The organism is Nitratireductor sp. PBL-C9, from assembly GCF_050877045.1.
GTDB classification, from domain to species: Bacteria; Pseudomonadota; Alphaproteobacteria; order Rhizobiales; family Rhizobiaceae; genus Nitratireductor; species Nitratireductor aquimarinus.
The window spans coordinates 258,233-275,803 of sequence record NZ_JBPAXW010000002.1 but is presented as its reverse complement, the minus strand read 5'-3'; the positions used below and the strand labels follow the sequence as shown (position 1 = coordinate 275,803).

Below are 17,571 nucleotides of genomic sequence, written 5' to 3'. Positions count from 1 at the left end.
CACAGCGGACAGCCCTTTTCGTTTCAAAACGAGCCGTTTATGACGGCTTGACGCAGACACATTTCCACCCCACCTGTCAGCCGCCCCGCATAATGCAATTCACCAACCGGATCACCACACCGTGCAAGCGCTCAAGAGCCTGATTGAATCCCGCCGTTTCGAGGCGGTCATCACCGTCCTCATCGTCATCAACGCCGTCACGCTCGGGCTTGAAACCTCAGAGCGCGCCATGGCCGCCGTTGGCCCGCTGCTGCTGACGATCGACCGGGCAATCCTCGGCGTCTTCGTGCTGGAACTCATGGCGCGCTTCGCGGTCTACCAGAAGAATTTCTTCCGCGATCCCTGGCGCATCTTCGATCTCTTGATCGTGGGCATCGCGCTGGTGCCGGCAACGGCCGGCCTCTCGGTGCTGCGCGCCCTGCGCATTCTGCGTGTGTTGCGGCTGGTCAGCATGGTGCCGTCGCTGCGCCGGGTCGTTGGCGGCCTTGTCGCGGCGCTGCCCGGCATGGGCTCCATCATGCTGCTGCTCGGCCTCGTCTATTATGTGTTCGCCGTGATGGCGACGAAGCTTTTCGGCGCATCCTTCCCAGACTGGTTCGGCACGATCGGTCATTCGGCCTATTCGCTGTTCCAGATCATGACGCTGGAAAGCTGGTCGATGGGCATCGTGCGACCGGTGATGGAAGTCTATCCGCTTGCCTGGATGTTCTTCATCCCCTTCATCGTCTCCACCACCTTCACGGTGCTCAACCTCTTCATCGGTATCATCGTCTCGGCCATGCAGGCCGAGCATGATGAGGAAGCATCGGCAGAGCGCACGGCGCTACAGGCCGAGCAGGAAGTCATCCTCGATGAAATCCGCGCCCTGCGCAAAGAAGTGCAGGCGATGAATGCCGAAAAGCAGAGAGCGGAGCGCTGATCGGAATGATCAGCGCATCCGGAAATGCTTGGAGAGCTTGAGCGACTGGCCCTGATAGTTTGACTTCAGGTCCGCGCCATAGAGCGCGCTCGGCCGCGACAGCATCCGCTCATAGACGAGCCGGCCAACGATCTGTCCATGTTCGAGAATGAACGGGACTTCGTGGCTGCGCACTTCCAGAACGGCGCGGCTGCCGGTGCCGCCTGCCGATGAATGGCCGAAACCGGGATCGAAGAAGCCGGCATAGTGAACGCGGAATTCGCCCACCAGCGGATCGAAAGGCGTCATCTCGGCGGCATGGAAAGGCGGCACATGCACCGCCTCCTGCGACACGAGAATATAAAACTCGTCCGGATCAAGGATCAGGCCGCCAGCGCCATCGCCGGTGAGCGGTTCCCAGAAATCGGCAACCTCGTGCTGGTCGCGCTTGTCCACGTCGATCAGCGCCGTGTGATGCTTCGCGCGGTAGCCGATCAGCCCGTTGGCGTCGCCACTCAGATCCACTGAAAGCGCAATGCCGCCCTTGGTGATGTTCGGCTCTTCCGCCGCGACCAGCGTTTCACGCGCATGCAGGTCAGAAAGCGCGCTTTCATCAAGCAGCGCCTTGCCGGTGCGGAAACGGATCTGCGACAGGCGCGAGCCGGTACGCACGACGATGGGGAAGGTGCGCGGGCTCACTTCCATGTAGAGCGGGCCGGAATAGCCGGCGGGGATCTTGTCGAACTCCTGGCCATTGTCGGTCATCACGCGCGTGAAGATGTCGAGCCGGCCGGTTGAGCTTTTCGGATTGGCGGAAGCCGAGATGCCATCCGGCAGGTCGAGCCCTTCCAGAAGCGGCACGATGTAAACACAGCCGGTTTCCAGAACCGCCCCCTCGCCCAGCTGGATCTCGTGCAGCTTGAGCCGTTCGAGCTTTTCCGAAACGCGATGGTTGGGACCGGGCAGGAAGCTGGCGCGCACGCGATACGCCACAGCGCCAAGCCTGAGGTCGAGACTGGCCGGCTGGATCTGGTCAGGGTCCAGTGGGCGGGCCGAGGCCAGCGCCCCGTTGTCGAACAGTGCCGCGATGTCCTTGTCCGGCAGAATTCCCGCTTTTGCCAACGCCCCTTCTCCTTGCACAGGGTTTAATTGAACGAGGTTTAGCGCCGCTTGTCGTTGACGCAAGGCGCTTGAGGGTCTAATGGACCTTTATCCCGTGGTGATTTGGCCGGTCGGCTTGCAGCCACGTTAAAGAAGTCGCTAAAAGGCCGCGCTCGATGGACGAACCGGCATGCGACTTTTCGCGGCCGGTTTTTTTGTTGGGTAAAGAAGCGATGACCGATCATTTCGAAGACAACTGGAAACCACAGACAGCCCTCGTGCATGGCGGGGTCACCCGCTCGCATTTCGGCGAGACCTCAGAAGCGCTCTATCTGACTCAGGGCTTCGTTTATGACAGCGCGGAAGCCGCCGAGGCGCGCTTCAAGGGCGAAGAGCCCGGTTTCGTTTACTCGCGCTATGCAAACCCCACCGTGGACATGTTCGAGCGCCGCATGTGTGCGCTGGAGGGTGCAGAAGAAGCCCGCGCCATGTCATCCGGCATGGCTGCCGTCACCGCCGCCCTTCTCTGTTCTCTCAAGGCGGGCGATCACGTGGTCGCCGGCCGCGCTTTGTTCGGCTCCTGTCGCTGGGTGGTCGAGACGCTGATGCCGCGCTACGGCATCGAAACCACGCTGATCGATGGCGCAAAGCTTGAGAACTGGAAAGCCGCCGTGCGGCCCAACACCAGGCTGTTCTTCCTCGAAAGCCCGACCAACCCGACGCTGGAAGTGGCCGACATCGCCGGTGTAGCCGCACTTGCGAACGAAATCGGCGGGCGACTGGTGGTCGACAACGTGTTCGCCACGCCGCTCCTGCAAAAGCCGCTGGAGCTTGGCGCACACGTGGTCGTCTACTCCGCCACCAAGCATATTGACGGTCAGGGCCGTTGCCTTGGCGGCGTCGTGCTTTCGGACCGGGAGTGGGTGGACGAGCACCTGCAGGATTTCTTCCGTCACACTGGGCCGAGCCTCTCGCCGTTCAACGCCTGGACGCTGCTCAAGGGGCTGGAGACACTGCCGCTGCGCGTGCGCCAGCAGACCGAGAGCGCAGGCCGCATCGCGGATCTGCTCGCCGGGCATCCGAAGATCGCGCGCGTCATCTATCCCGGCCGCAAGGACCACCCGCAGGCCGACATCATCGCCAAACAGATGAAGGGTGGCTCGACGCTTCTCTGCGTCGAACTGAAGGGCGGCAAGAAGGAAGCCTTTGCGTTTGAGAATGCGCTGAAAATCTTCCAGATTTCCAACAATCTGGGCGACGCCAAGAGCCTCATCACACATCCCGCCACGACGACGCACAAGAACCTGTCGGACGAGGCGCGCGCCGAGCTTGGCATTGGCGATGGCACGCTGCGCCTTTCGGTGGGGCTCGAAGACGGCGACGACCTTGTCGCCGATGTCGAGCGCGCGCTGGACGCGGTCTAAACCTCAGCCCCGCGCTCCGGGCCGGTTCAACCGAACCGGCCTGCCGCCAGCACGATGCGCGACACGGTCGTGTAGAGCGTGATGAGAGCAAAGGCGTAGGCAAAGATCGCGAACCATTGCGGGAAAAGGCACATGGCCACGAACACGGCCAGCGTCTCGCTGGCCTCGGCCAGCCCCGTGGTGAAGAACAGCGATTTCTCGCCCCGCGCCCTGCTCTTGAGACGGTGTTTTTCGGCCATCACCGCATAGGCGAGAAAGCTCGCCCCATTGACGTAGAACGCCAGAAGCAACACCCCGCCGGCAATGGCGTTGGCCTCCGGATCTGCAATGATGAAGCCAAGCGGCACCGCGCCGTAAAAGGCGAAATCGAGCACAATGTCGAGATAGCCGCCGAAATCTGTCTTGCCGTTGATCCGCGCCACAGCGCCATCCAGCCCGTCGCACAGGCGACTGGCGAGAACAAGCGCCAGTCCGGCCCAATAAGCGCCGAATGCGATGGCCGCCGCTGCCGCCAGCCCCAGAACCAGACCTGCATAAGTGATGGCGTTCGCGCGCACCCCGACCGCCGCGAGCTGCGTCGCCATGGCCGACAATCCGGGATCGATCTTTCGGTGCGCCCAACCGTCAAGCATGTTTCACCACTGTTTCCCTGCTGAACGGCCCATGATTAGCGTCTTTCCTGCTCTCATGCCGCTCACAATGGCGTCATGGGAACGTTATGGGGAGCGTCACTGGGGAGCATTACGGGGCCTTCCTGAGCGAAGACGCCATGAGCTCTGCCGTAATTTCTGCTATAGTCGCGGTCTTTCATGAAGACGCGCAACGCGATGCTCGCGTGGCGCGTCCAGCAAGAGCTTGCCCCAATGTATCGAACCGTCACCCAATCCATCGAAGTGTGCGCCGAGCCCAGCTATCTGTCGTCCCAGTCGGACCCGGAAAGCCGTCATTTCGTCTGGGCCTATCGGATCACCATCACCAACCATTCGCCCGAAACCGTTCAGGTGGTTTCGCGCTACTGGCACATCACCGATGAAACGGGACGGGTGCAGGAAGTGCGTGGCGAGGGCGTGGTCGGCGAACAGCCGGTGCTGCAACCCGGCGACAGCTACACCTACACCTCCGGGTGCCCGCTTACCGCCCCCTCGGGCATCATGGTCGGACGCTACACCATGCGCGGTCCGCATGGTGCATTCTTCGATGTGGACATCCCGGCCTTTTCGCTCGACCTGCCGGGCGCGGCCGCACGGATCAACTGAAGTCGGCGGGGTCGAACACGTATTCCGTCGAGCAGAACTCGCAGGTCACACGGATGGAGCCTTCATCCGTGCTCTCAGCCAGCTCTTCCGGCGTAAAACCGTCCAGAACCGCCTTGATCTTGTCGCGCGAGCAGGAGCAGTCGTCCAGCACGTTCGTGCCTTCATAGACACGCACGCCATGCTCGTGGAACAGGCGATAGAGAAGCCGCTCCGATCCCACGGTGGGATCGACCAGCTCGGTCATCTCGGCCGTGGAAAGCAGCATGCGCGCTTCCTGCCAGGCATCGTCTTCGGGATGCGTCGAGCCGTCATGGTTCTCGTCGCCGTCACCGCCGTGCAGATCCGCGCCGCGCATGCGCTCATGCGAAGCCGGCAGAAACTGCAGGAGAACGCCACCCGCGCGCCAGTGTTCCTGGCCGCCATCGGCGCCCGGCAGAACCATCTTGGCCACGCCAAGCCGCACCTCGGTCGGGATCTGTTCGGACTGGCGGAAATAGGTCTTCGCCACGTCTTCGAGATTGGTGCCGTCGAGCTGGACGATGCCCTGATAGCGCTGCATGTCCGAGCCCTGATCCACCGTCAGCGCCAGAACGCCGGCACCGAGCAGATCTTCAGGCGAATCCTTGCCCGCTTCAACGGCCTGCGCCAGACGGTCCTCATCGAACCGCGCATAGGCGCGCACCGAGCTCGGCGTCGCGAAATCGGCAACCAGCATGTCCACCGGCCCGTCGGAACGGGTCTGCACGATGAACTTGCCCTCGAATTTGAGCGAGCTGCCCAGAAGCACCGTGAGCACGATCACTTCGGCAAGCAGCCGCGCCACCGGTTCGGGATAGGTGTGACGGGCGAGAATCTGGTCGAGCATCGGCCCGAGCTGGACCGCGCGGCCGCGCACATCCAAAGGTTCCACATCGAAGGGCACGACGTGATCGTCGCCGGCGAAGCCGAACTCGCCCAATTTTCTCGCTTCGCTCGTCACCGGGTTAAACACCATGCAAGGACTGCTTTCTGTGCGTGAAGACGGTTTTCAGCCTCGTCAAACACCACTGAATGCGGGCCGTCAATAACCTCGTCGGTCACTTCTTCGCCGCGATGCGCCGGCAGGCAGTGCATGAACAGCGCGTCGGACCTGGCGTGTTTCATCAGCGCTTCGTTCACCTGGTAGGGCATGAACACGTTGCCGCCGCGCGCGCGATGCTCCTGGCCCATCGAAACCCAGGTGTCCGTGACGACACAGTCGGCGTCCGCCACCGCTTCTTCTGCGGTCTTGGTGAAGGTGATGCGGCCACCATTGGCGCGCGCCCACTCGACATATTTCGCGTCCGGCTCGCTGCCCTTCGGCACCGCGATGTTGAGACGGAAATCCATGCGCGCCGATGCCTCGATGAGCGAGTGCAGAACATTGTTGCCGTCGCCGGTCCAGGCGAACAGCTTGTCCTTCACCGGGCCGCGATGCTCCTCGAAGGTGAGGATATCGGCCATGATCTGACAGGGATGCGTATCATCGGTCAGGGCGTTGATAACCGGGACCGTCGCATTTTCCGCCAGCTCCAGCAGGCGCTCATGCGCCGTGGTGCGGATCATGATCGCATCGACATAGCGCGACAGAACCTTCGCCGTGTCAGCGATGGTTTCCGAGCGGCCAAGCTGCATCTCCGCGCCGGTCAGCATGATGGTCTCGCCGCCCAGCTGACGCATGCCGACATCGAACGACACGCGGGTGCGCGTCGACGGCTTGTCGAAGATCATGGCAAGCGCCTTGCCCTCGAGCGGCTTCTCGCGCTCGCCGGCTTTCAGACGCTCCTTGCGCGCACGCGCATCGTCCAGCATGAAACGCAGGTCCTGCGCGTCCACGGTCGAAAGATCAATGAAGTGGCGAAGACCGCTGGCCATGCCCGTCTCCCTGGTTTTATCAAGCATCGGCTTTTTCGGTCGCGTTCACCGCAGCAGCGGCATCGTGAATGCGCTTCACCGCCTCGCGAATTTCGTCTTCGGTCACGATCAATGGCGGCAACAGACGCAGCACATTGTCGCCAGCCGGCACCACCAGCATCTTCTGGTCGCGCAGGGCTTCCAGAAGGCGCAGGTTCTGCACCTTGCATTTGATGCCGATCATCAGACCTTCACCGCGAATACCCTCGATCACATCAGGGAACTCGTCGGCAACGGCGGCAAGCCCCTGCTTGAGCTGGAGGCCGCGCGCGGCGATGTTTTCGAGGAAACCGTCCTCCAGCACCACATCGAGCACAGCATTGCCGACCGCCATGGCGAGCGGATTGCCACCAAACGTCGTGCCATGGGTGCCGGGCGTCATGCCCTTGGCAGCCTCGGCCGTGGCAAGGCATGCGCCGAGCGGGAAACCGCCGCCAATGCCCTTGGCAACCGCCATCAGATCCGGCGTGATCTCGGCCCACTCATGGGCAAACAGCTTGCCCGTGCGCCCGACGCCGCTCTGCACCTCATCAAGGATGAGCAGCAGACCGTGCCGGTCGCAAAGCTCGCGCAGACGACGCATGAATGCATTGGGAACCGGGCGCACACCGCCCTCACCCTGGATCGGCTCCACAAGGATAGCCGCCGTTTCCGGGCCGATCGCCTTTAAGAGCGCTTCCTCGTCCCCGAACGGCACCTGATCGAAACCTTCGACCTTGGGGCCGAAACCTTCAAGATACTTCGCCTGTCCGCCGGCAGCGATGGTAGCGAGCGTGCGACCGTGGAACGCGCCCTCGAACGTGATGATGCGGATACGCTCGGGCTGGCCGTTCACATGGTGATAGCGTCGCGCCGTCTTGATCGCGCATTCCAGCGCCTCTGCGCCCGAATTGGTGAAGAACACCTTCTCGGCAAAGCTGCTCTCTGCAAGGCGCTCGCCCAGACGGGCCTGACCGGGAATTTCATAGACATTGGAGACATGCCAGAGCTTGCCGGCCTGTTCCGTCAGCGCCTCTACGAGGTGCGGGTGCGCATGCCCCAGTGAATTGACGGCAATGCCGGCAGCGAAATCGAGATAACGCTCGCCATCAGCCGTTTCGATCCAGCAGCCCTCGCCGCGCTCGAATGCGAGGGGTTGACGGGCATAAGTTCCATAAAGCGCAGATTCACGCATCCACACGGTCTCCGCTGAGCCTGAGAATTGGTTCCTGCCTCGCGCGGACGCGCGTGCAGAAGGATGAAATCAAAATGCCGCCCCAAGGGCGGCACTACGGGATTTATCGGTTGTTTCCGCATAAGTGTCAACGCACGCGGCACGACAGCCAGGTGACACCGAAAACCAGCAAATTGGGGAAAACCCTAAAAAGCGAATCAGCTTACGGTAAGGACTCTTGTCACGGAGTCAGACGATAAGGTAGTTTCTGGTCAAGCAAAAAGACTACATTTTGTGCGGCGGACCACTTCTACCATGATTATATGGTGCTCCCTCGGCTTTGGCTGAGCGAGACTGGATTCGGATTCCGCACGCTGGACAGGAGCGTGTCCCGATGAACTGGACTGACGAAAGAGTCGAAACCTTAAAGAAACTTTGGGCGGAAGGACTGAGCGCAAGCCAGATCGCAGCCCAGCTTGGCGGCGTCAGCCGCAATGCCGTGATCGGCAAGGTGCACCGCCTCAAACTCTCCAGCCGCGGTCGCGCAACGAGCCCGCGCACGCGCCAGAAGAAGGCAGCCACCGCAGCGCCGACCACGACGACGACCACCACGCGTCGTCCGCGCGCCACGCGGCCAACCACGGTGTCCATCGGCGCAACCGCGCTTCAGGCGCAGTTCGATCAGGAGCCGGTGGCCCAGACCTATATCCGTCCGGTTTCGGACGTGGTTGTGCCGATCTCGCGCAAGCTGGAGCTGGTGCAGCTCACCGAAACGACGTGCAAATGGCCGAACGGCGACCCGCTGTCGGAAGAGTTCAGCTTCTGCGGCAACGAAGCCGGCGAGAGCGGCCCCTACTGCGCCTACCATTCGCGCATCGCCTACCAGCCCGCTTCGGAGCGGCGCCGGGCGCGCTGATCGCGAAAGACTTCTCCTCTGCACTACCCGGCTCGCATCATGCGCAGCCGGGTTTTTCTTTGCCTGAGTGAAATCTGAAGCACCGCACGGGCCGAGGGCGCGAGAAGCCCCTCGCCCTCGCCTCAATCAACGGCTACCGGCTTGCTTGCCCGCTCTCGTGGCTAGTTTTCGGGCGCCGCGACAACCCGGTGGCTCTGATCTTCCTTTGGACGCTCGAGCGGTAACTGCCGGCCCGTCACGATGTGATGCACCGTTTCCGCGATATTGGTCGCATGGTCGCCGATGCGTTCGATGTTCTTGGCGCAGAACAGAAGATGGGTGCAGGCCGTGATGTTGCGCGGGTCTTCCATCATGTAGGTGAGCAGCTCCCGAAAGAGCGACGTGTACATGGCGTCGATTTCCTCATCCCGGTCGCGCACGAAACCGATGCGCTCCACGGAACGGGAGGCATAGACATCGAGCACCTCCTTGAGCTGGGTCAGCGCCAGGCTCGCCAGCGCTTCCAGCCCGCGGAAAAGACGGATCGGCTGACTGCCCTCGGTCACCGCAACAACGCGCTTTGCGATGTTCTTGCCCAGATCGCCGATGCGCTCCAGATCCGATGAAATACGAATGGCGCCCACGATCTCGCGCAAATCGTCGGCGACCGGCTGGCGCTTGCCGATGATGATGACGGCGCGTTCACCGATCTCCCGCTCCTTCTCATCAAGGAACAGATCATCCTCGACCACCTTGCGGCCCAGTGCGGCATCCGACTGCACGAGCGCAGCGACGGATTCCGCCACCATGCGCTCAGCATAGCCACCCATGGCTGCAATCTGGTCCGACAGATAGTTCAACTCATCGTCGAATGACCGCATCGTGTGCTGTGTCTGCATGGTTTCAATCCTTCTCAGCCCGGCCTTCTCAGCCCGGTCGGCCTCGTTGCCTGCCATCCCTACTAAGTTATTGTGATGGCGGTAAAATGAAAGTGGTGACGCAATCTGCGCCCGGACTGTTCTGCCTTACCCTGCCGGCGGCACGGGCGGGAAATGAACGGTGAACGAAGAGCCCTCTCCCGGCGCCGATTTCACGGAAAGCCGCGCATCGTGCCGCGTCAGAATGTGCTTCACGATGGAAAGGCCGAGGCCCGTCCCCTTCTGGATCCGGCTCGTTTCGATATCCACGCGATAGAAGCGCTCGGTGATGCGCGGGATGTGCTCTTCGGGAATACCGGGACCGAAGTCGCGCACCGTGATCCGCACCTCATCCATCGGGCTTGCCTGTTCGGCCGATACGATAACACGCTCACCGTCACTGCCATATTTGCAGGCGTTTTCGATCAGGTTCTCGAAAACCTGAACAAGCTCATCGGAATGCCCTGCGATCAGCATCGGTTTGACACCGAGCTCCGAAACAAACTCGACATCATTCTCGCCGGCAATGTGACGCATGGACTCCATCACGCCCTTCACGAGCTCCACCACATCGAGTTGCGTGCTCGGCTTCTGATAGGGCTTCATCTCCAGCCGTGACAGCGACAGGAGATCATCGATGAGCCGCGCCATGCGCTGCGTCTGGTTCTGCATGATCTGCAGGAACTTTTCCCGCGCCGCCGGGTCATCGCGGGCCGGACCGCGCAGCGTTTCAATGAAGCCCGCAACGGAGGCCAGCGGCGTGCGCAGCTCATGGCTGGCATTGGCGATGAAGTCCGCCCGCATCCGGTCGATCCGGCGCGCTTCGCTCTGATCCTTGAAGAGCAGGACATAAAGGCCAGTATCATTGCCAATGCGGCTCGCCACCACCCGGTAGGCGCGCTCGACGGGCACCCGCTCCGCATAATTGATCGCGACGGACTCCTCCGCACCCGAGATCACCTTGGCGACCAGCTCATGCATTTCAGGCGCACGGAATTTCAGGCGCAGCGACACGCTCTTCGACACAGGGCCGAACGCAAGATCAGCCGCCTCATTGGCATAGAGTATGCCGCCATTGCTGTCGAAGATGTACAGCGGGTCAAGCACCGCCGCCGCCAGATAGACGGCAGGCAATGAATTGATGTCGCCCTTCTTCGGGCGCGGCTTCTCGGCCTTGCCATTGCTGCGTGCGCCCGCAAAAAGGGCGCCAGCGGCTTTCAGGGCCGATCCGATACGAGCAACAAGACCGCGCTCAACGCCGTCCTGATTTTCCTGCCCATTGTTCTCATTCGCACTCATTACGAAGTCCATTCCCGCGATCGTCAGGCACGCCCGCTTCAGGGTCTCTTGTTATGAAGAAGAATTGTCATTCCGTCTTCACTGCTGGACCTTGTATCAAGCTGCAAATAGCATTGACACTCTCATGATTCAGGATCGGTTTTATGAACAAGCCTTTGGAAAACCCTGCCCTCGAAAAAATCAAACCTTTCAAGCTCACGATTGCAGGCGAGGAAAGGACTTTCGACATTGACGAACCGGACCTTCCTGACTGGGTCAAGGAGCGGGAACTCACAGCCGGCGGTTTTCCATATGACGAAAAAATGGACCGTGACGACTACGAAAAGCAGCTCGAAACGCTGCAGATCGAACTGGTAAAGCTGCAGGCATGGATGCAGAAAAGCGGCGCGCGGGTGATGGCGCTCTTCGAAGGGCGAGACGCTGCCGGCAAGGGCGGCACGATTGCGCGCATTCGCACCTATCTCAATCCGCGCAATGCCCGCAATGTCGCGCTGCCCAAGCCCACCGAGACGGAGCGCGGGCAGTGGTATTTCCAGCGTTACGTCACCCATTTCCCGACGAGCGGCGAATTGGTGACCTTCGACCGCTCCTGGTACAATCGCGGCGGCGTCGAGCCGGTGATGGGTTTCTGCACGCCCGAGCAGCATGAGCAGTTCCTGAACGAAGCGCCCGACTTCGAGCGGGCCATCGTCAATGACGGCATCCATTTCTTCAAATTCTGGCTGAACATCGGCCAGGAAACACAGCTTGAGCGCTTTCATGACCGTCGTCACAGCGCGCTCAAATACTGGAAATTCTCTCCCATGGACGTGGCCGGCATTCAAAAGTGGGACGCGTACTCCCGCGCCCGCGACACCATGCTGGAACGCACCCACAGCGCCCACGCGCCGTGGACGGTGGTACGCGCCAACGACAAGCGCCGGGCACGGTTGGCGGTCATTCGGCGCATATTGCTCGCCATTGCCTATGACGGGCGCGATCTCGACGCCATCGGCCCCGAAGACCAGCTCATCATCGGCACAGGTCCCGGCTTCCTGGATTAACGGCCAGCTGCATTCAGGAACGGCAATGTCGGGCGGAGACGCCCGACACACGACCTTTCGCCCCCTGCCTGAACGCCCGTTTCAAAAACACCGCCGCAGCCAGGCTACGGCACACCGGCCCTTCAGGATCACACCTGACGCTCCTGAACCTTTCCGACCGGCAAATGACCGCGGCTATGCCGCCTGTGCGGTGTTTTCTCCCAGTGATGCGGGGTCCAGTAGAGCTGCCAGATGCATCGCCATGCGGCCACCGACATCAGGCACCAATAGGCCGGCGTCCATACGATCCGCTTCCAGAAGGCGGGTCGCTCGGTCTTCTGCAAGGTCATCCAGCCGAGCAGCAGAAACGCGCCGTGCCCGAGAACCACGTTCACTATATCGATATAGAGCAGCGACTGCTGGAAGGCCTGAAACTCGCCGCCCAGCATCAGATAAACGATGACGCCGAATGCGGTCAGGAAGAAAAAGCCATAAGCCAGCGCCGAGAGCACCATCCCTGCGAACAGAACCTGCATGATCACGAAAGAACCCAGCCCCAGCTCGCGCGCGGTCAACTGCGGATTGCGCATATGGACGAGCCATGTCTGCGCCCACCCCTTGAACCAGCGCGTGCGCTGCGGCAGCCATGTGCGCACATCCGTGGGCGCATCTTCCTGCGTCGGGTTCCAGATGACGCTCGCACGATAGCCGAAGCGGCTGAGACGCGCCCCGAGGTCGGCGTCCTCGGTGACATTATAAGGGTCCCAGCCGCCCGTCGCTTCCAGCGCCACACGCCGGAAATGATTGGAAGTTCCACCCAGCGGAAGCATCAAGCCGGATCGCGCCAGCCATGGAAGGACCGCCCGAAACAGCGCAGCGTATTCCAGCGCGAACATCGCTGAAATCCAGCTCTCCCGACTGTTGGATATGGTCAGCGGCGCCTGTACACAGGCCAGCTTCTCGTCGGCAGTCTCGAAAGCGTTCCAGGCCTCCACCAGCTGGAACGGATGCGGCCTGTCTTCCGCATCATAAAGCGCCACAAAATCGCCGGAGGTCATCGGCAGGGCGTAGGAAAGCGCTTTTGGCTTTGTGCGCGGGCCGCCCGCCGGCACCTCAATCACTTCGATATAGGGGCGCAGCTCCTGCGCCCGAAGCGCTGCAAGCGTTTCATGGTCATCCGCCTCGCAGACCAGCTTGATTTCCAGCTTGGCGCGCGGCCACACGATCTTGCCAAGCGACATCAGAAGATCGGGAACGATCTCGGCTTCCTTGTAAAGCGCCACCAGAACCGAATAGACCGGCATGTCAGCCGGCCCGATCGTGGTGAAGCGCGGCCCCGGCGAACGTTTGACACCCAAACCGACAACCACCCGCAGCAAGACGCAGGAAAGGAACGCCAGCGAAAACGCGCCATGGAGCACCAGCAGCGTGGCAGAAGGCGCAAAGACGGCCGCAAAAAGCAGCGACACCACCGCAGCCCCGAGCGCCGCCCCCTGCCAGGCATTGACCACAATGCGCGCCGACATCTCCGGTGCTTCCCTGAAAAGCCGCTCCGTGGCGACCCGCATCAGTCTGCCCCGCGAGCGCCTGGTGATCGCATCCCGCAATGCGCTGGGCTGCACCACGCGAATGCGCTTCGATGCGCGCGGATACCGTTCCACGAAAGAGTGCAATGCGGGAATGTTGAGCTGGTCGGGCGCGATCAGGACAACGGACTGCCCCCGCGCATCGACGGAAAGGCTGACCCGCGCGCCACCACGCTGCGCCAGCGCCGCCAGCCCCTGCCACCCACGCATGACAAGCGCGTCAGCATCGGGATTGGCCAGAAAGGCCAGCCCCAGATTGTCTGCCAGCGCCCGAAAAAGCGCATGTTCAGGCACCAGACCGGACGCAAGCAGCTCCGTCTGAAACGAAACGCCGGCAAGCTTCGCCCGCGCCTCAATGCCGTGCGCTTCCGCTTCGGTGATCGAAAGTGTCTTGAGAATGGGCAGCCAGTCAGCGGCTGGCGATGGTGTTGTAGCGTCAGGCATTTCGCCTGCCCCACCAGAACGATCTGAACCAGATAAATGGCCAGAGGCCCGGTCTGTCTTTGATGTGTTCATCAGATGGTCCATGACAACCACCTAATTCAATGTGGACGCGTTGCTCTCGGTAAAACTGAAACTTCGTTTTCTATGAAATCCGGGCCCAAACGGCCAAAATTCAAAACACAGTAGCGATACGAAAACTCTCCCAACAATCGAACGATCCATTCACCTCACCATTGAATGATTAATCCATCAATTCGATTTCCCCGCATTTCAGTCTGGATAAATCACCAATCACAGTCAACCAGAAATAGCACTCTGAAAGAAAGGCACGCCCTAGTCGAAGACGCCGCAGCGAATGGCTTCGGCAACCGCATGCACGCGATTGGCCGCCCCTAGCTTTGTCTTGGCATTCAGCAGGTGTTTTTCCGCCGTATGCTCGGAAATACCGAGTATCTGCGAAACCTCCCATTCGGATTTTCCGAAAGCCGCCCATTCGAGACATTCTTTCTCTCTCGGCGTCAGGCGCGGCGCTTCCCCAAGGCGATAAAGCGTGTGACCGGGACCAAGCTTTCTCTTGGCCTGCTCGATGTGATGCGTGACCTCGTCATGATCGATGCACAACCGCTCGGAGATTTCACAATGAGAGCGACCACGGGCGGCGAGCTGAAGGCATTCCTTTTCAAGCATGTCCAGGTCGCCATATCGATCCGCGCCGCGCAACCCGAGCGCATGGGCAACGGCACAGGTTGCCGCGAAAGAGACGACACCGAGATCCTTCTTGGAAAGCTCGGCCTCTTCCCCTCCGAAAGACATGATGATCTGGCTGCCTTCGAGGGTAGGAAAAGACATCGCAATGCCGTCAACCAGCTTGAACCCCCTGGCCTCGCTCATCATTTTCGATGTCTGACGGGTTTCCTCGACATCATTCAGGATATCGCGCCACAAAACGGCATTTCCGCTTTCGCGGACATGTTTTACGATCGGGTCATGAAAAATGTATCCGCGCGAGACATATCGGTCGATCCATTCCTGGGGCCAGCTGCTCAGAACGAGGTGCCCAACCTGGTCTCCGGGTGCGGCTCCTCTGGGCGGCAGCGTCCCCGCACACACCGTATGCAGCCCGAAACGCTGCGTAAAAGCGATCAGGACGTTGCAAATCGCTGCCGGTGTCTGCGCCTTCTGGATAGCGTCAACAAAAACCCGCGTTTCCCGGAAATCACCCATACATGCCTGTCCCTGCCCCACATTCCTCGCGACTCACCCCCAGAATGCGGACAATTCGCCTTTGTCTTAAACAATAAAGCCTATCGGTAATAACAATGGAATTGTTCCATAGACAAAAAAAATCAGTAGAAGCAACAAAACATAATTCGTCGGCTACTATTCTATGAGAAAAATGCTGCACCGCAACAAGGCAATCCTTGCAATCATTTTGACGCTTGCATCAATACCTGCAGCGGCAGAAGAAGCGACGCCACCAGCCTTCACGGATCCAAAGCAGCAGCTGTCAAAACCGGATATTTCATCGCTTTCCAGGCTGCGGTTTCTCACAACGGTCGATTTTTATCCGTTCAATTATCTGGACGAGGAAAACCGGATCAGTGGCGTTCACATCGATCTCGTTCGACAGATATGCGGCGTGCTCGGCATCTCGGAACGATGCCAGATACAGGCGCTGCCATGGAATGAAATCGGTCCGGCGATTGAAAACAGTCGCGCCGAAGCCGTCATCGCCGGACTGGCGATCACCGAAGAGAACCGCGAGCGCTATCTTTTCTCGCGCCCCTATCTGCGTTTTCCGGCAAGGCTTGTGACGCTTCGCTCGGCCCCTCTGGCCGAACCGCTCCATGAAGCGCTCAAGGGGAAGCGCATCGGCGTCATGGATGAAACCGCCCACGAACTCATGCTGCGCGACCTTTTCACGGACGTGCAACGCGTCGTCTACACGCGAAACGACTGGCTCCACGAAGATCTGAAATCCGAGAAGATCGATGGCATATTCGGCGACGGGGTGAAGCTGGGCTATTGGCTGGCGAGCAGGGATGCGCAGGACTGCTGCGTCTTTTCCGGAGGCGCCTATTTCGCACCCGAATATCTCGGCCAGGGCCTTGCCGTGGCGGTTCCGAAGGACATGCCGCAACTCGTCGAGGCCATCGACTTCGCATTGCAAAGCATGAATGCGACCGGCGGCTTCACCCACACCTATCTGCGATACTTCCCGGTCGACTTCTACTAGGGGTGCATTGTGATCTAACGTCGGCGAAGGCTGCGGAACGGCAGCACCAGCATCCACACAAGCTGCGCCGTGAAACTGCCGCGATAGTCCGACAGGCCGATCTCGATGTCGTCATGCCCGCGCTTCGGCTGCGCGATATAGGTACCGAAAAGGCGATCCCAGAACGGAAAATTGAACCCGTAATTGGAATCCGTCTCCCGCCTTATGGTCGAGTGATGCACGCGGTGCATGTCCGGCGTCACCAGCACAAGACGCAGGATCCGGTCGAGACCGAGCGGAATCCTCACATTGGAATGGTTGAACATGGCCGTGCCGTTGAGCACGATCTCAAACAGGAGCACTGCCAGAACCGGCGCGCCCAGCAGCACCACGATCGCCGCTTTCCAGAGCATGGAGACGACAATCTCCAGCGGATGGAAGCGCAGCCCCGTGGTCACGTCGAAGCCATTGTCGGCGTGGTGCATGCGGTGGATGCGCCATAGAAGCGGGATCTTGTGGCTTGCCACATGCTCCAGCCAAACGGCGAAATCCAGAATGATGAATGAGATGACGCCGGCAAGAAGCGGATGGACGCCAAGGGCATGAAAAAGCCCCCAGCCCTCCGCCTCGGCCCACATGGCGGCCCCCACGGCGGCGGCGGGAAACACCACCCGCATCATCGCGGACGAGATCAGCACCATTGAAAGATTGGCAAACCATCGGCGCGATTTCAGCGCGCCGACCATTTCGGGTCGCTCGAGCCGCGGCGACCACAACTCGTAAAGCGCCATGATCGAAAAGATGCCGACAAAGGCGAAGAGGCGGATGGCCGCTTCGGAGAAGAGAAAAGAAGTCATGCCGCCATTATTCCGTAGCGCCGTTCAAACGCCAGTCACATGCGCTTGAACGGCCATATGTGTCAGCCGAGCGCCCGCTTGCGCGCCTGCGCCGTGCGCTCGATGGCGGCGGCGACCAGCGGCTCCAGATGCAGCCTGCTGCGCACGATGTGCAGCAGGCGCTTTTCTTCCGGTTCCACATGCCGGTCTGCTGCGACAACCTCGACAGCCAGCGCATAGGCGGTGTCGTGCAGCCTGGCAGGCACGGTGTCGCGCACGGCGTTCAGAATACGCTCAAGCCCGTCATCTTCCTGAAGGATCTGCTGGCACTGCCGCGCCACCTCGATAATCCGGTTGTCGTCGAACTCCTGAAAAACCGGCCAGGAGCGGATCGTGTCGCCGATAATGGCAAGTTCTGCATCGGTCATGTCGCGGTCGGCGGCCGACATGACGACCATCAGGTAAATCAGGGCTTCGTGGGCGGACGGCTGCGCCATCTTGTTCTCCGCTATCACAATAAGGGAGCCTGAAAGTAGGTAGCCGGGCGTCATGCCGCAATGAAAAATCGTCGCTTCGATTGACGCACCGGCTGA

General features: G+C 60.7%; 17 protein-coding genes and 1 riboswitch. Of the genes, 6 read left to right on the top strand and 11 right to left on the bottom strand.

The annotated features are described in order from the left end of the window. Positions 1 to 121: 121 nt before the first annotated feature. Positions 122 to 919, top strand: coding sequence for an ion transporter (locus ACRTG1_RS05245; RefSeq protein WP_283800381.1), 798 nt, complete (start codon positions 122 to 124; stop codon positions 917 to 919). 9 nt (positions 920 to 928) lie between these two features. Here ACRTG1_RS05245 and ACRTG1_RS05240 read toward each other — a convergent pair whose 3' ends face one another. After that, the gene (locus ACRTG1_RS05240; protein ID WP_299940529.1) at positions 929 to 2,020 is read right to left on the bottom strand and encodes a 2'-deoxycytidine 5'-triphosphate deaminase; all 1,092 of its coding nucleotides are present in this window, start codon (positions 2,018 to 2,020) and stop codon (positions 929 to 931) included. Between the two features lie 84 nt (positions 2,021 to 2,104). Further along, positions 2,105 to 2,182, top strand: a riboswitch (SAM riboswitch). Positions 2,183 to 2,232: 50 nt separating this feature from the next. On the opposite strand from ACRTG1_RS05240, the gene ACRTG1_RS05235 reads away from it, so the two are divergent. Beyond that, entirely contained in the window at positions 2,233 to 3,423 is a 1,191-nt protein-coding gene (locus tag ACRTG1_RS05235; protein WP_206544507.1) for an O-succinylhomoserine sulfhydrylase, read from the top strand. Between the two features lie 26 nt (positions 3,424 to 3,449). On the opposite strand, the gene ACRTG1_RS05230 is transcribed toward ACRTG1_RS05235, so the two are convergent. Beyond that, entirely contained in the window at positions 3,450 to 4,055 is a 606-nt protein-coding gene (locus ACRTG1_RS05230; protein ID WP_206544506.1) for a CDP-alcohol phosphatidyltransferase family protein, read from the bottom strand. A 231-nt stretch (positions 4,056 to 4,286) separates the two neighbouring features. Here ACRTG1_RS05230 and apaG point away from each other — a divergent pair, with 231 nt between their 5' ends. Further along, on the top strand, positions 4,287 to 4,679 hold the full coding sequence (gene apaG, locus ACRTG1_RS05225) for a Co2+/Mg2+ efflux protein ApaG (RefSeq protein WP_113154011.1): 393 nt from the start codon (positions 4,287 to 4,289) through the stop codon (positions 4,677 to 4,679). Here the strand turns inward: apaG and ACRTG1_RS05220 are convergent. From ACRTG1_RS05220 to ACRTG1_RS05210, 3 genes are read right to left on the bottom strand one after another with little or no spacing between them, the layout of a single operon-like run. After that, positions 4,672 to 5,673, bottom strand: coding sequence for an Hsp33 family molecular chaperone (locus tag ACRTG1_RS05220; protein ID WP_206544505.1), 1,002 nt, complete (start codon positions 5,671 to 5,673; stop codon positions 4,672 to 4,674). The two genes, apaG and ACRTG1_RS05220, sit on opposite strands and share 8 nt — an antisense overlap. Then, the gene (gene argF / locus ACRTG1_RS05215; RefSeq protein WP_113154010.1) at positions 5,655 to 6,572 is read right to left on the bottom strand and encodes an ornithine carbamoyltransferase; all 918 of its coding nucleotides are present in this window, start codon (positions 6,570 to 6,572) and stop codon (positions 5,655 to 5,657) included. Before argF ends, ACRTG1_RS05220 begins: the two co-directional genes overlap by 19 nt. 19 nt (positions 6,573 to 6,591) lie before the next feature. After that, a complete protein-coding gene (locus tag ACRTG1_RS05210) occupies positions 6,592 to 7,785 on the bottom strand; it encodes an aspartate aminotransferase family protein (protein ID WP_317561420.1) in 1,194 nt (397 codons plus the stop codon). Positions 7,786 to 8,158: 373 nt separating this feature from the next. On the opposite strand from ACRTG1_RS05210, the gene ACRTG1_RS05205 reads away from it, so the two are divergent. After that, positions 8,159 to 8,680: a GcrA family cell cycle regulator gene (locus tag ACRTG1_RS05205; RefSeq protein ID WP_113154008.1), complete on the top strand. Its 522-nt coding sequence runs from the start codon at positions 8,159 to 8,161 to the stop codon at positions 8,678 to 8,680. Positions 8,681 to 8,841: 161 nt separating this feature from the next. Here the strand turns inward: ACRTG1_RS05205 and phoU are convergent, their stop codons facing one another. Then, complete coding sequence (gene phoU, locus ACRTG1_RS05200; protein WP_113156145.1) at positions 8,842 to 9,558, bottom strand: phosphate signaling complex protein PhoU; 717 nt, start codon at positions 9,556 to 9,558, stop codon at positions 8,842 to 8,844. A gap of 126 nt (positions 9,559 to 9,684) precedes the next feature. Next, positions 9,685 to 10,875, bottom strand: a complete 1,191-nt coding sequence (locus ACRTG1_RS05195) for an ATP-binding protein (protein ID WP_113156144.1) — start codon at positions 10,873 to 10,875, stop codon at positions 9,685 to 9,687. A gap of 143 nt (positions 10,876 to 11,018) precedes the next feature. Between ACRTG1_RS05195 and ppk2 the strand changes: the two genes are divergently transcribed. Next, positions 11,019 to 11,918, top strand: a complete 900-nt coding sequence (gene ppk2, locus ACRTG1_RS05190) for a polyphosphate kinase 2 (protein WP_206548680.1) — start codon at positions 11,019 to 11,021, stop codon at positions 11,916 to 11,918. Positions 11,919 to 12,046: 128 nt separating this feature from the next. Here the strand turns inward: ppk2 and ACRTG1_RS05185 are convergent, their stop codons facing one another. Continuing rightward, complete coding sequence (locus tag ACRTG1_RS05185; protein WP_432515855.1) at positions 12,047 to 13,927, bottom strand: glycosyltransferase; 1,881 nt, start codon at positions 13,925 to 13,927, stop codon at positions 12,047 to 12,049. 333 nt (positions 13,928 to 14,260) lie between these two features. Beyond that, entirely contained in the window at positions 14,261 to 15,151 is an 891-nt protein-coding gene (locus ACRTG1_RS05180; protein WP_206544502.1) for a helix-turn-helix transcriptional regulator, read from the bottom strand. A gap of 163 nt (positions 15,152 to 15,314) precedes the next feature. Between ACRTG1_RS05180 and ACRTG1_RS05175 the strand changes: the two genes are divergently transcribed. Beyond that, positions 15,315 to 16,163: a transporter substrate-binding domain-containing protein gene (locus ACRTG1_RS05175; protein WP_432515854.1), complete on the top strand. Its 849-nt coding sequence runs from the start codon at positions 15,315 to 15,317 to the stop codon at positions 16,161 to 16,163. Positions 16,164 to 16,177: 14 nt separating this feature from the next. Here ACRTG1_RS05175 and ACRTG1_RS05170 read toward each other — a convergent pair whose 3' ends face one another. Then, positions 16,178 to 16,999: a sterol desaturase family protein gene (locus tag ACRTG1_RS05170; protein ID WP_297564307.1), complete on the bottom strand. Its 822-nt coding sequence runs from the start codon at positions 16,997 to 16,999 to the stop codon at positions 16,178 to 16,180. 62 nt (positions 17,000 to 17,061) lie between these two features. Further along, positions 17,062 to 17,475, bottom strand: coding sequence for a tellurite resistance TerB family protein (locus tag ACRTG1_RS05165; protein ID WP_113154002.1), 414 nt, complete (start codon positions 17,473 to 17,475; stop codon positions 17,062 to 17,064). Positions 17,476 to 17,571: the final 96 nt, after the last annotated feature.